The organism is Arthrobacter sp. zg-Y1110, from assembly GCF_025244865.1.
Lineage (GTDB): Bacteria > Actinomycetota > Actinomycetes > Actinomycetales > Micrococcaceae > Arthrobacter_B.
The window spans coordinates 1,878,528-1,891,911 of sequence record NZ_CP104272.1 but is presented as its reverse complement, the minus strand read 5'-3'; the positions used below and the strand labels follow the sequence as shown (position 1 = coordinate 1,891,911).

General features: G+C 66.2%; 13 protein-coding genes. 1 reads left to right on the top strand and 12 read right to left on the bottom strand.

All coding sequences use genetic code 11. The features are described 5' to 3' along the window. Positions 1-140: 140 nt before the first annotated feature. The 9 genes from pafA to N2K99_RS08730 form a co-directional block, all read right to left on the bottom strand. Entirely contained in the window at positions 141-1,502 is a 1,362-nt protein-coding gene (gene pafA, locus N2K99_RS08770; RefSeq protein ID WP_227921585.1) for a Pup--protein ligase, read from the bottom strand. Beyond that, complete coding sequence (prcA, locus tag N2K99_RS08765) at positions 1,502-2,242, bottom strand: proteasome subunit alpha (protein WP_227921587.1); 741 nt, start codon at positions 2,240-2,242, stop codon at positions 1,502-1,504. The genes pafA and prcA overlap by 1 nt, the downstream gene beginning before the upstream one ends. A gap of 2 nt (positions 2,243-2,244) precedes the next feature. Further along, the gene (gene prcB, locus N2K99_RS08760) at positions 2,245-3,069 is read right to left on the bottom strand and encodes a proteasome subunit beta (RefSeq protein ID WP_227921590.1); all 825 of its coding nucleotides are present in this window, start codon (positions 3,067-3,069) and stop codon (positions 2,245-2,247) included. A 3-nt stretch (positions 3,070-3,072) separates the two neighbouring features. Beyond that, positions 3,073-3,273: a ubiquitin-like protein Pup gene (locus N2K99_RS08755; protein ID WP_227921592.1), complete on the bottom strand. Its 201-nt coding sequence runs from the start codon at positions 3,271-3,273 to the stop codon at positions 3,073-3,075. A gap of 40 nt (positions 3,274-3,313) precedes the next feature. Then, entirely contained in the window at positions 3,314-4,909 is a 1,596-nt protein-coding gene (gene dop, locus N2K99_RS08750; protein WP_227922763.1) for a depupylase/deamidase Dop, read from the bottom strand. Between the two features lie 14 nt (positions 4,910-4,923). Next, positions 4,924-6,684 (bottom strand): proteasome ATPase, encoded by a 1,761-nt coding sequence (gene arc, locus N2K99_RS08745; protein ID WP_374200044.1) that lies wholly within the window; start codon positions 6,682-6,684, stop codon positions 4,924-4,926. Between the two features lie 102 nt (positions 6,685-6,786). After that, positions 6,787-7,842 (bottom strand): tRNA (adenine-N1)-methyltransferase, encoded by a 1,056-nt coding sequence (locus N2K99_RS08740; RefSeq protein WP_227921594.1) that lies wholly within the window; start codon positions 7,840-7,842, stop codon positions 6,787-6,789. A 72-nt stretch (positions 7,843-7,914) separates the two neighbouring features. Beyond that, on the bottom strand, positions 7,915-9,069 hold the full coding sequence (locus tag N2K99_RS08735) for a site-2 protease family protein (protein ID WP_227933523.1): 1,155 nt from the start codon (positions 9,067-9,069) through the stop codon (positions 7,915-7,917). Further along, positions 9,066-9,794 carry an HAD family phosphatase gene (locus N2K99_RS08730; protein WP_227933522.1) on the bottom strand — a complete coding sequence of 243 codons (729 nt, stop codon included), beginning with the start codon at positions 9,792-9,794 and terminating at the stop codon, positions 9,066-9,068. The genes N2K99_RS08735 and N2K99_RS08730 overlap by 4 nt, the downstream gene beginning before the upstream one ends. A 104-nt stretch (positions 9,795-9,898) precedes the next feature. On the opposite strand from N2K99_RS08730, the gene N2K99_RS08725 reads away from it, so the two are divergent. Further along, positions 9,899-10,783 carry a PAC2 family protein gene (locus N2K99_RS08725; RefSeq protein WP_227921601.1) on the top strand — a complete coding sequence of 295 codons (885 nt, stop codon included), beginning with the start codon at positions 9,899-9,901 and terminating at the stop codon, positions 10,781-10,783. Positions 10,784-10,876: 93 nt separating this feature from the next. On the opposite strand, the gene mshC is transcribed toward N2K99_RS08725, so the two are convergent. The 3 genes from mshC to N2K99_RS08710 are packed head-to-tail and all read right to left on the bottom strand — an operon-like array spanning position 10,877 to position 13,371. Beyond that, on the bottom strand, positions 10,877-12,157 hold the full coding sequence (gene mshC / locus N2K99_RS08720) for a cysteine--1-D-myo-inosityl 2-amino-2-deoxy-alpha-D-glucopyranoside ligase (RefSeq protein WP_227921603.1): 1,281 nt from the start codon (positions 12,155-12,157) through the stop codon (positions 10,877-10,879). Between the two features lie 22 nt (positions 12,158-12,179). Then, positions 12,180-13,004 (bottom strand): undecaprenyl-diphosphate phosphatase, encoded by an 825-nt coding sequence (locus N2K99_RS08715; RefSeq protein ID WP_227921605.1) that lies wholly within the window; start codon positions 13,002-13,004, stop codon positions 12,180-12,182. A 52-nt stretch (positions 13,005-13,056) separates the two neighbouring features. After that, positions 13,057-13,371 (bottom strand): hypothetical protein, encoded by a 315-nt coding sequence (locus N2K99_RS08710; protein WP_227933521.1) that lies wholly within the window; start codon positions 13,369-13,371, stop codon positions 13,057-13,059. Positions 13,372-13,384 lie beyond the last annotated feature (13 nt).

Sequence of the window (13,384 nt, the reverse complement as noted above, 5' to 3'; positions counted from 1 at the left end):
GGGCGGCCTTACCGTAGTTGCCGGTACGCCGGGCAGACAGACGCCGCGCGGCCGCAATACGCCCCAGACTAGCCGGTCCAGCTGGATGAAGCCTAGGTAAGGTGCGGAGGCGGTGCCTTACGGACGGTGGCGAAGAGCGGTCAGAGAGTGGAAAGCAGCGCCTCGACCCGTTCATCGACGGACGCGAAAGGGTCCTTGCACAGCACCGTCTGCTGGGCCCGGTCATTGAGCTTGAGGTGCACCCAGTCCACCGTGAAGTCGCGGTTGGCATTCTTGGCACGGCGGACGAAGTCGCCGCGCAGCTTGGCACGGGTGGTCTGCGGCGGCTGGTCCACGGCTTCCTTGATATCGCTGTCCTCCACCACGCGGGCCGTTTCGCCGCGGGACTGCAGCAGGTAGAACAATCCGCGGCGCCGCGATATGTCGTGATAGGTCAGGTCGACCTGGGCCAGGCGCGGGGAAGACATCTCGAGTCCGTGCCGCTCTGCCACCCGGTCCACCAGTTTTTTCTTGATGGCCCAGTCGATTTCCGTGTCGATCCCGGAGTGGTCGCCGGACTCGACGGCGTCCAGCGTGCGTGTCCACAGATCGATGATCCGTCCGACATGCCGGTTGTGCTCACCGTTGGCTGCGACGAAGTCCTGGACGCGCTGGAGGTAGATGCGCTGCAGGTCCAGCGGCGACATCGTGGAACCGTTGGCCAGTTTCAGCGGCTGACGGCCGGAGAGGTCATGCGACGTTTCCCGGATGCTGCGGATCGGGTTCTCCAGGCGCAGGTCCCGCATCAGTACGCCGGCCTCGATCATCCGCAGCATCAGGTCGACAGACCCGGCCTTGAGGAGCATGGTCGTCTCGGACATGTTCGAATCTCCGGCTATCACGTGCAGCCGGCGGTAGTGTTCGGCGTCGGCGTGCGGCTCATCCCGTGTGTTGATGATGGGCCGGGACCGGGTGGTCGCAGAGGAGACGCCTTCCCAGATGTGGTCTGCCCGCTGGGAAAATGCGAAGAGGGAACCGGACTGGGTCTTGAGCACCTTGCCGGCACCGACCAGCAGCTGGCGGGTGACCAGGAACGGAATGAGGACATCCGCCAGCCGGGAAAATTCGAGCCGGCGCGGAATGAGGTAGTTTTCGTGGCTGCCGTAGGAGTTGCCGGCGGAGTCGGTGTTGTTTTTGAAGAGGTAGACGCTGCCGTTGAAGCCTTCGGCTTTCAGCCGGTCCTCCGCCTCCTCCACCAGGTCTTCCAGGATCAGCTCGCCGGCACGGTCATGGGCCACCAGCTGCGCCAGGTCGTCGCACTCCGCGGTGGCGTACTCCGGGTGCGAGCCGACGTCGAGGTAGAGGCGTGAGCCGTTGGTCAGGAAAACATTTGATGAGCGGCCCCAGCTGACGACCTTGCGGAAGAGGTAGCGGGCCACTTCCTCCGGGGAAAGGGGACGCGAATCGGGGCCGGAATAGGCGATGCCGAATTCCGTTTCCACTCCATAGATCCTGCGGTCCATCAGTCTCCTTCCGCGCTGGACAACAGACGGTCCAGCTCAACGGTGTTTATCCTGCGGAACGCCCTGACGGTGCCGCGGGTGGAAAGCGGGTCCCGGTCCAGGACGGCGACCTCCAGCAGGCCGGCGCCCAGCGGTTCGGGTGCCTGCCCGTTGCCCGGACCATTGGCTGTGCGGGTGGCGGAAAGCGCCTGAACGGCCGTCCGGATGGCGGAGCCGAAATCCGCGTCCTGGTTCCATGACCGGCTGAGGGCTTCATTGACGATCTCGGCCTGTCCGCCCATCACCGTGTAATTGCTTTCATCCGCGATAGAGCCGTCGAAGTTCAGGCGGTACAGGCGGTCCGAATACGGATCCTCCCCTACCTCGGCGACGGCCAGCTCCACTTCGAACGGCTTTCCCTCAGTGGTGAAAACCGAGCCGAGGCTCTGCGCGTAGACACTGGCCAACCCGCGCGCGGAGACGTCGTCGCGGGAATAGGAGTAGCCGCGCACATCCGCGAACCGGATGCCCGCTTGGCGCAGGGACTCGAATTCGTTGTACTTGCCGACGGCGGCGAAGCCGATCCGGTCATAGATTTCGCTGAGCTTATGGAGGGACGGTGAAGGGTTCTCCGCCACCAGGGCAATACCTTCCCTGCAGGTCAGGACCACTACCGAGCGTCCCCGGGCAATGCCTTTCCGGGCGAAGTCCGCCCGGTCCTTCATCAGTTGTTCGGGCGAGACGTAGAACTGCTGGGTCACGGCTACGCCTCCAGTCCGGCAGCGGTGCGCCTTGCGATGAGTTCACGGGAGAGTTCCTGCAGTTCCCGTTCGGGGATCTCCCGGTTGCCGGCACTGTTGACGACGTAGACCACCGGCCACAGGCGCCGGACCATGTCCGGGCCGCCGGTGGCCGAATCGTCGTCGGCGGCGTCGTAGAGGGACTCCACGGCCACCCGGACCGCATCCTCCTCGTCGAGGTTCGGCTGCCAGAGTTTCTTCAGGGCGCCGCGTGCGAACACCGACCCGGAGCCGACGCTGTGGTGCTCGTATTCCTCGTACCGGCCGCCGGTGACGTCATAGGAAAAGAGCCGGCCGGTCCGCCGCTGGGTGTCGAACCCGGCAAAGAGCGGGACAACGGCCAGTCCCTGCAGCGCCAGCGGAAGGTTGGAGCGCACCATGGCCGCGAGCCGGTTGGACTTGCCGTCCAGGCTCATGGGTGTTCCCTCGATCTTCTCGTAGTGCTCCAGTTCCACCTGGAACAGCCGGATCATGTCCAGGGCGAGCCCTGCCGTACCGGCGATCCCCAGCACGGAGTAGGTGTCCGCCGGGAAGACTTTCTTGATGTGCCGGCTGGCGATCATGTTGCCCATCGTGGCCCGCCGGTCCCCTGCCATCAGGACTCCCCCTGCGTAGGTGAGGGAAACGATGGTGGTGGCCTGCGGGGCCAGCTCCCCCGCGGAACCGTGCGACGCCGGTCCCAGGGACCGGGAGGACGGCAGCAGCTCGGGGCGGTGGAGGGCAAGATGGTCGGTAAAGGAAGAGGACGGGGCTTGATGGATGGAGGCGGCGGGGTCCCGGGGGGCCATCCGCTACTGACCGCCCTTCTGGATGAAGCCGCGGACGAACTCTTCGGCGTTGCTCTCCAGCACGCCGTCGATCTCGTCCAGCAGGTCGTCCACGCCTTCAGTCTCGGTGGAAGCTTCCGCTTCGGCTGCGGGGGGCGGGACGGCCTCGGTCTCTTCTTCTTCGACGGGATGCGTTCCGGTGTTTTTGCGGTCCTGGGTTGCCATGATGCCTAGCCCTTTCTTGCCCGGGGGTTGAATCCTAGTCCTATGGTGCCACGGCGGCGTCGGAACCGGTCAGGAGTCTGGTGACAAAATCCTCCGCATCGGCTGATGCGTTGAAGAGTTCCTCGGTCAGGGCCCTGGTGCCGCGGAGCGGCTCGCGGGTGGGGATCCGCTGGAGCCGCCGGCGGGAGGGCAGTTCGAAGATGATCGAATCCCAGCTTGCTCCGATCACTTCCTTGGGGAACCGGGTGAGGCAGTTCCCGCGGAAGTAGGCACGGGTGTCGTCCGGCGGGGAGGTGACGGCACGGGCAATCTGCTCGTCGGTAAGCACCCGTTCCATCTGGCCCCGGGCCGCCAGTCGGTAATACAGCCCCTTCTCCGGGCGCATATCCGAGTACTGCAGATCCACCAGGTGCAGCCGGGCATCCGACCAGGCCAACCCGTCGCGCTCGCGGTAGGCCTGCAGCAGCTTCAGCTTCGCCACCCAGTCCACGGAAGCGGCTGCCTCCAGGGGGTCGCGCTTCAGGGTGCCGAGCAACGCGGACCAGCGGGCGAGTACGTCTTCAGTGTCTGCGTCCGTTCCGCCACCTGCGCGGGAGTGCGCCGCTGCTGCTTCGAAGTAGATTTCCTGCAGGTCCAGGCCGGTGACCATCCTGCCGTCCGCCAGTTCCACCAGCTGTTCCAGTGACGGGTCGTGGCTGATGGCCTGCAGTGCGCCCACCGGGTCCCGCAGCTCGACGGCGGGGGCACTGCCGGCTTCGATCATGGACAGGACAAGCGAGGTGGTGCCGATCTTCAGCAGGGCGGATACCTCGCTGAGGTTCGCGTCCCCGATGATGACGTGCAGGCGCCGGTACTTTTCCGCCACCGCGTGCGGCTCGTCCCGGGTATTGATGATCGGGCGGCGGATGGTGGTTTCCAGCCCCACTTCCGTTTCGAAGAAGTCCGCCCGCTGGCTCAGCTGGAATCCCTGGCGCTGGTTGTTGGTGCCGATGCCCACCCGGCCGGAACCGGCGATGACCTGGCGGGAAACGAAGAACGGCACCAGCCCGCTCACGAGGGCTCCGAAAGGAACGCTGCGGGGCACAAGGTAGTTTTCATGCGACCCGTAGGAGGCGCCCTTGTTGTCGGTGTTGTTCTTGTACAGGTTGACGGGTGCGAATCCCGGCATCCTGGCTATATGCCGCATGGCGGACAGCACCACGGCGTCCCCGGCCTTGTCCCACAGCACGGCGTCGCGGGGCCGGGTGACTTCGGGCGAGGAGTACTCCGGGTGGGCGTGGTCCACGTACAGCCGCGCCCCGTTGCCCAGGACCATGTTCATCAGCACCGGGTTGTCCTGCGTCTGTTCCCCGTAAAGGGCTGCGGGTCCGCCGCCCTCCATGGCGATCTGTTCGGCGTCCAGCACCGGCGGTTCGTCGGTGAGCTGGGTGGGATCCGCAGCGGCACGGGGCACTGCGAATCCACGCGCATCGTTCAGCGGCGCCTCGTCGGTGTAGTCCCAGCGGGTGCCCGACAGGTTGCCCGCCCCGGTCCGCAGCGTGGCCGCGTACGCGTTGACGATCTGGCTGGACAGGACGGTGGCATTGGCGGACGGCAGGGACGGTGCGAGCACGCCGTACTCGGTTTCCGTCCCCATGACACGGCGGACGGTCACAGATACTGTCCCGGGTTGGCCGCCGTTTCGATGGTCCGGCCCGGTTCCTGGCCGGCCTTGCCCTGGACGATGGTGCGGATGTAGGTGATCCGCTCGCCCTTCTTTCCCGAGATCCGTGCCCAGTCATCCGGATTGGTGGTGTTGGGCATGTCCTCATGCTCGCGGAATTCATCCACCACGGCCCGCATCAGGTGTTCGATGCGCAGGCCGCGCTGGTGCAGCTGCAGCAGGTCCTTGATGGCGTACTTCTTGGCCCGGTCCACCACGTTCTGGATGACGGCGCCGGAGTTGAAATCCTTGAAGTACAGCATCTCGGTGTCGCCGTTGGCGTAGGTGACCTCCAGGTATTCGTTGGCCTTGTCCTCGGCGTACATCTTCTCCACCGTGCGGCGGACCATGTCGTTGACCGTTTCCACCGGATCGTAACCGTGCTCGGCAAGGTCGTCGCGGTGCAGCGGCAGGTCCGGGGTCAGGTACTTCGCGAAGATCTCCGCTGCGCCTTCGGCATCGGGGCGCTGGATCTTGATCTTCACGTCCAGGCGGCCGGGACGCAGGATGGCCGGATCGATCATGTCCTCCCGGTTGGAGGCTCCGATCACAATCACGTTCTCCAGCTTCTCGACGCCGTCGATTTCGCTGAGCAGCTGCGGAACAATGGTGGTTTCGACGTCGGAGGACACCCCGGTGCCGCGGGTGCGGAACAGCGAATCCATTTCGTCGAAGAACACCACCACGGGGCTGCCGTCGGAGGCCTTCTCCCGGGCGCGGCCGAAGATCAGGCGGATGTGGCGCTCCGTCTCCCCCACGTACTTGTCCAGCAGCTCGGGTCCCTTGATGTTCAGGAAGTAGCTGCGGGCACCAAGCGTGCCGGTCTGCTCCATCACCCGTGCCGCGAGGGCGTGTGCCACGGCCTTGGCAATGAGCGTCTTGCCGCAGCCGGGAGGGCCGTAGAGCAGGATGCCCTTGGGCGGCTTCAATCCGTGTTCGCGGTAGAGGTCGGGATGCATGAACGGCAGTTCGACGGCGTCGCGGATCTGCTCGATCTGCGGGCCGAGGCCGCCGATGTCCGCGTAGGAGATGTCCGGAACCTCTTCGAGGACCAGGTTCTCCACTTCGCTGCGCGGGATCTTCTCCAGCGCGTAGCCGATGCGGGTGTCCACCGTCAGGGCATCCCCCACCCGGACCTTTTCCCGGCCCAGGGGCCCGTTGAGGCGCACCACGCGCTCGTCGTCGGCCCGCCCGATCACCAGCACCCGGTCCGGTTCCAGGAGCTCCTTCACCGTAAACAGTTCCCCCGCGCGTTCGAAGCCGAGGGCGGCAATCACGGTAAGGGATTCGTTCAACAGCACCTCCTGGCCCGGGACGATCTGTCCCAGGTCCAGGAGGGGCGAAACGGCAACCCGGAGTTTGCGGCCGGACTGGATGATGTCCAGGCTTTCCTGGACTGCCGCGATGGTCGTCACGCCGGGTTCGGCTTCGCGGCGCTGGTTCACGCCGATGACGGTGCCGAAGCTGAAGGGTGTTGCTCCCTCGTTTTCCAGGGCATCCTTCAACCGGATGATTTCGGCTTTCGCGGTCTCCAGCATCGCCACGAGCCGGGCGTTGTTGTGCGTAAGGGCAGCGAGCTGCCGGTCCAGATTCCGGAGTTTGTCCCGAAGGACATTCAGTTGGCGTGCTTCGGTGCCTGCTACAGCCGCTGCGGACACCGGGCGGGAGCCCCCGGTCGCGGGTCCGACGTTTTCGGGTTCAGCCATCATACCGACCGCCTTCACGTAGCTCTGGGTCTGTCCAATGACAGTAACCCAGCGCTGCGGAAGATACACGGGGTCCGGCGTCTTGTGTTTAGCCGGTTACCCCCGCTATGGAGTGTCGGTCTCCTGCTGGAATTTTTCGGCGTTTTCGAGGGCTCCGCGCTGCACGGTGGAACTGGCATCCTTGGCCGCACGGCGCAGCTTGTGTGCGGAGACTTCCCGTTCCCCCACGGCCGCGGGCGTCCAGGCGTTGAGGTCCTCTTCGCTGAAGTTTGTTTTCGAAGCGCGGCGCTTGGCCACGAGTCCGGTGGCACCCTCGGCGAGCCGGCGCGCGGTGAGCAGGAAGCCGGTGTGGGCCACCATTCGGTGGTCCGGGCGTACGGCCAGGCCCTCGAGATGCCAGCCGCGGACCATGGATTCCCAGCCATCCGGCTCGGTGAAGCGGCCGTCGGCCCGGATGGCTTCCGCGGTGCGGGAGAGCTGGGTGACGGTGGCCACGTAGGAGATCCACACGCCGCCCGGAGCGAGCACGGTGGCTACGGCGTCAGTGCATTCCCAGGGGGCGAGCATGTCCAGGACCACGCGGTCCACGCTGCCGGGCTCTTCGGTTTTCACGACTTCGTCCTGGAAATCCCCGAGGGTGATGTCCCAGGCCGGATGCGGTCCGCCGAAGAAGGTCTCCACGTTGCCGCGGGCGATCTGCGCGAATTCCTCGCGCCGTTCAAAGGAGTGCAGGGTGCCGTGGTCACCGACTGCACGCAGCAGCGAGATGCTCAGGGCGCCGGAGCCGACGCCGGCTTCCACGACGCGGGCGCCGGGGTAGATGTCCGCCATGGTGACAATCTGGGCCGCGTCCTTGGGATAGACGACGGCGGCACCGCGCGGCATGGACAGGACGAAGTCCGAGAGCAGCGGACGCAGGATCTGGTACTGGTGTCCGGCGGTGTTGGACACCACGGACCCTTCGGGCAGTCCGATGACGGAGTCGTGCTGCAGGTAGCCGCGGTGCGTGTGGAAGGCGCCGCCCTCGGTGAGGGTGATGGTGTTGCGGCGGCCCTTCTCATCGGTGAGCTGGACCCGTTCCCCGGGGCGGAGCGGTCCCCTGCGGATCTCGGCCCCGTGGGGTGCAGCAGTGGCGGCCTGCGCCTGGTTATCGGAGTTCATGGTATTCCTTTGGTTCTCTTGCTGGATTATGGGTGCCGGCGCGCGTGTGCCGGCAGGTAAAAGCTGGAGGTGTCAGCGCTGCGGGCGGGCGGCTTTCCCGGTGACGGCGGCGACGACGGCGGATTGGCGCAGCAGGCCGGTAACCGTTCCGTCCCGGTCAATGACCGCGTATTCGCTGCCCTGCAGTTTGGCCAGGTACTGGACGAGTTCCTGTCCGGCCGCGGCTTCGGGGACATAGGCGCCGGCAGCCAGCGGGCGGGCGACGGCGCTCACCGGCACCTGGGCGGCCTGCTCGTGGGGAACCGATGCGAGGGCGCCGCGGTCCACGACGGCTTCCGGCTGGCCGGTTGCGGCAGTGACCACCACGGCGGCGTCCGGATACTCGCGTGCCAGCCGGAGCGCCTCGCCGACGGTTGCCCGGCCGGGCAGGGACACCGCCGGTTCCATCAGGGCACCGGCACTGACCTGCGGCAGCCGCAGGCGCACCCGGGCGTTGGAGATGGCGGAGCCTGCGCCCATCCAGAGGAAGCCGCACAGCAGGGCGGCCAGCAGGACAAGGCTCAGGGAGGGCGTCTCTCCCCGGAGGTAGGGCGGAACGAAAACGGCAGCCAGGAGCAGGACGGAGATGATGCGTCCGGCCCAGCCGGCCGCGATGGTGCCGCGTTCCTGCGACCCGGTGATCTTCCAGACCGCGCTTTCCACAATGCGTCCGCCGTCCAGGGGCAGCCCGGGCAGGACGTTGAAAACGCCTATCAGCACATTGGCGGAGACAAAGATGAAGGTGACCAGCTCAGCCACGCTTCCTTCGGAAAGGAGCTGCAGGATCCCGAATCCGGCTGCCGCCAGCAGGAAATTGGCTGCCGGGCCGGCCAGGGCAACGAGCAGGGAGCGTCCCGGGGTGGAGCGCAGGTCCCCGAACTGGGTGTGCCCGCCCCACAGTGTGAGGACGATCTTGGAGGTAGGCCAGTGGTAGGCGCGGGCGGTCAAGGCGTGCGCTGCCTCGTGCGCCAGGATCGAGAGCAGCAGCAGGACCGCGTACCCCAGGGCCACGGCAAAGGCACCGGCGCCAAGGCCCGGGAAGGCGTCCCGCACCTGCGGCCCGAACACCGCCACGATGAACGCGGCGATGAGGAACCACGAATACGCCAGGGTCACCGGTACTCCGGCAATGCTGCCCAGCGGGATACCTTCCCGGCGTTCCGTTCCGGCGGGCCCGTTGCTGCTCACCTAGCGGTCTCCAGGACGAAACCGGGAAGCAGCTCGCGCAGCTGGTCTATTCCGCGGCCGGCCAGGGACTGCCATTCGTGCTCAAAGGCACCCGGCGGCAACGGAACGAAGTTCGGGACCGTCAGGGTCACCAGGCCGGCCGCCTGCGCCGAAGTTGCCCCGGGCAGGGAGTCCTCGACGGCGACCACGCCGGCCTTGGCCAGGCCCGGAACGGAGCCGGCGAGCGTGTCGAAGGCCAGCTGATACGGCTCGGGATCCGGTTTGCCGCGGCTGACCATGTCACCGGTCACCACGACGTCGAACGTCCCGGCGGGAAGCGCGCGGATGATTTCCCGGGCGAGCACCGGCTCTGACATGGTGACCAGGGCGCAGGGAACACCCGCTGCCCGCAGCTCGGCCAGCAGTTCTCGGGCGCCCGGGCGCCAGGGCACCTCGCGGCGGACCTGTGCCGCAACCTGTCCGATCAGCCGGTCGATGATTTCACGGTTTTCCAAGGGGACACCGGCTCGTTGCAGCATGCCGGCGCTCACCTCCAGGGCCTGGCCGACCATTGCCTCGGCCTGGGCGTCCGTCCAGTCGACGTTGAAATCCGAGGTCAGTTCCTTTTCGGCGGCGATCCAATACGGCTCGGTATCCACGAGGGTGCCGTCCATATCCCAGAAAACTGCCTGCAGTGCTGCGTCGGCGTGGCTGTGGGGGGAATCTTCTGCGGGAAGGAGGGGCATGCCCTAAGTCTACGGGGCGGCGGAAGCCGGTGTTTCTTTTGCTCTCCGCGAAGCGCCGTTGCCCGGTCCTGACATGCGGGGCGGACGGGGCATAGTGTGAAGTGGTGAGCAATACCGAAGGCTTTGAAGCCACAGGCCTCCAGGACTTTTTTGGCGACGGGACGTCCTCAGAACGCGTCACGGTGATGCTGGCCGCGTTCGAAGGTTGGAATGATGCAGGTGAAGCGGCCTCCGATGCCCTGAAATTCCTGAGCCGGCACTGGGACAGCGAAAAAATAGCGAGTATCGACGCGGACGAATACTACGACTTCCAGTTCACCAGACCGTCGCTGAAACGGACGGCGTCCGGCGGGCACCGGATCAAGTGGCCGACCACGAGAATCTCCCGTGCCGAAGTGCCGGACAGCAACCTGGACATCATCTTCGTCACCGGCGTCGAACCCTCCTACAAGTGGCGGGCCTACACCGCCGAGCTCATCGCCCTGGCCAAGGAACTGGACGTGGACTGCATTGTCCTGGCCGGTGCCCTGCTTGCCGACGTTCCGCATTCCCGTCCCATCCCGGTGAGCGCGTCCTGCGAGGAACCGGACCTGCAGGAAAGCCTGAGCCTGGAGCCTTCCTCCTACGAGGGGCCCATCGGCATTGTGGGCGTGGTGTCCGAAATGGCCGGCCTGGCGGACATTCCCTCCATCTCGCTCTGGGCGGCCGTACCGCACTATGTGGGGCAGGCACCGTCACCCAAGGCGCAGCTGGCGTTGCTCAACCGGATCGAGGAGCTGCTGCAGGCGCCCCTGGACACGCATCTGTTGACCGAAGAGGCCGAAGCCTGGGAACGCGGCGTGGACGAGCTCGCAACCGAGGACCCGGAGGTGGCGGCGTACGTCCGCCAGCTGGAAGAGGCCAAGGACACGGCCGATCTCCCCGAAGCCAGCGGCGAATCCATTGCCCGTGAATTCGAGCGGTACCTGAAGCGCCGACGTCGGGACTGAGCAGGGGAAGCTTCGGAACCGGACACGAAAACGCCGGCCGTACCCGATGGGTGCGGCCGGCGTTCCCGTGCCGGATGCGGTTCGGCGTTCCGCCTAGAGCTGGAGTCCGAGCAGGGCATTCAGTGAGGCGCAGACGAGTTCGGCGCCGGCCTGGCTTCCCGCCGATTCGCTGCGGACTGCTGCACCGGCCCAGGCATCGACGGCCTGCAATGCGGCCGGAGCATCCAGGTCATCAGCCAGCGCGCCGCGGATCTGGGCCAGGAGTGCGGCGGCGTCGTCGTCATTGGTGAACTGGAGGGCCTTCCGCCACGCCACCAGGCGTTCCTCGGCCCCGCGCAGCTGGTCGGAGGTCCAGAACCAATCCGTGCGGTAGTGGTGGGACAGCAGCACCAGGCGGATGGCCGACGGCTCCACTCCCTCGGCGCGCAGCCGGGAAACCAGGACCAGGTTGCCCAGGGACTTGCTCATTTTCTCGCCGTCCAGTCCCACCATGCCGGCATGGGCGTAGTGCGAGGCCAGAGGTGTGCCCTCGCAGGCAAAGGCGTGTCCGGCACTCATTTCGTGGTGCGGGAAGACCAGGTCCGAACCGCCGGCCTGCACCGTGAAAGGGCGGGGCAGGAAGCGCTGGGCGATGACGGAGCACTCAATGTGCCAGCCCGGACGTCCGGTGCCGAGCCGGCCGCCGTCCCAGGACGGTTCGCCGGTACGGGCCATGCGCCACAGCAGCGGGTCCAGGGCGTTCCGCTTGCCGGGACGCTCCGGGTCTCCCCCGCGCTCTGCGAAGACCGGGAGCATCTGTTCCCGGGTCAGGTGCGAAACCTGTCCCAGCCACCAGGCATCCGGATCATCTTCGGCCAGGCGGGAAGCGGCCTCGACGTCGAAATAGAGGTCGCCGTCGGGCTCTGCGCCGGTGCCAGCAACCCGGTAGGCCAGGCCGCGGTCCATCAGGTCCTCCACCACCGGCACGATCCACTCCACTGCCTCTACGGCACCGATGTAGTGGTCCGGGGCCAGGACGTTCAAGGCCTCCATGTCGTCACGGAAAAGCTGGGTCTGTTCCTGTGCGAGTTCCCGCCAGTCCGCACCGGTGGCGTTGGCGCGCTCGAGCAGCGGATCATCGACGTCGGTGACGTTCTGGACGTACCGGACGGTGTGCCCGGCGTCGCGCCACTGGCGGTTGAGCAGGTCGAACGCCACGTAGGTGGAGGCGTGGCCCATGTGCGTGGCGTCGTACGGAGTGATTCCGCAGACGTACATGCTCGCTTCGCCGCCGGGACGCACGGTCACCCGGGCCTGTGCGGCCGTGTCATAGAGCCGGACGTCGTCCGACTTTCCGGGCAGGGAGGGCAGGGAGGAAGATTTCCAGGCAATCACCCCTCCACTCTAACGGGCACGGCTAGGCGGTAAGGACGCCGAAGCCCAGCAGGAGGTAGATGCAGATGCCGAGGAGGATGCGGTACCAGACGAAGAGGCGGTAGCTGCGGGTGGAGACGTAACGCAGGAACCAGCCGATGATGATGAAGCCCACAACGAAGGCGACCACCGTAGCGGCGCCGGTCTGCAGGGCGGTGTAGGGCATGGGCTCGTCCAGCGACTTGACCAGCTGGAACAGCCCGCTGCCGAACACCGCGGGAATGGCCAGCAGGAAGGCATACCGGGCGGCCGCCTCTCGGGTGTAGCCCATGAGCAGGCCCGCGGTAATGGTGCCGCCTGACCGGGAAACGCCGGGAATCAGTGCCAGGGCCTGGGCAAAGCCGTACAGGATGCCGTGCCGATAGGTGAGCTGGTCCAGTTTGCGCTGCTGGCGGCCGACCGTGTCAGCCACCGCCAGGATGATGCCGAAGACAATCAGCATGGTGGCGACAATCCAGAGACTGCGGAAGGTGCTTTCGATCTGGTCCTGGAAGAGCAGGCCCAGGACCACGATGGGGATGGTGCCGATGATGATCAGCCAGCCCATGCGGGCATCCGGATCATTGCGCGGTACCCGGCCGAACAGGGAGCCGAACCAGGACTTGATGATCCGGACAATGTCCTTCCAGAAATACACCGCGACGGCGGTTTCCGTGCCGAGCTGGGTAATGGCGGTAAAGGCCGCTCCCGGGTCCTGGGCTCCGGGCAGCAACTCCCCCACGATGCGCAGGTGTGCGCTGGAGGAGATGGGGAGGAACTCTGTCAGGCCCTGGATCAGGCCAAGGAAGATCGCTTCAAACCAATTCACACCTAAGACTCTAATTGACTCCTGCGACGCAGCCGTTCACCCTGGGTGACCGCTACCGGTTGGCTGAGCGTCCCAGCGGGTTGCCGTTGCCCTGGTCTCCGGAGCCCGGATCCTCCAGGACTTCGTCCACCTCGTCCACCTCGTCGTAGTCGCCTTCGTCCTCATCGTCTTCGTAGATCTCCAGCGGTGTCACTTCGCCGTAGGCGTCGTAAAGCACTTCCTCATAGACTTCGAAGGCATCGGCAATGGCCAGGTACGCGCTTTCGACCATCGGATCCTTTTCACCGCGCCGTGCGGCCGCAGCCGCGAGGTGTTCCTCGAACGCAGTGACAAGGGACTGGAGCGCGACGCGCGGATCTATGCTCATGACCTAGACGTTA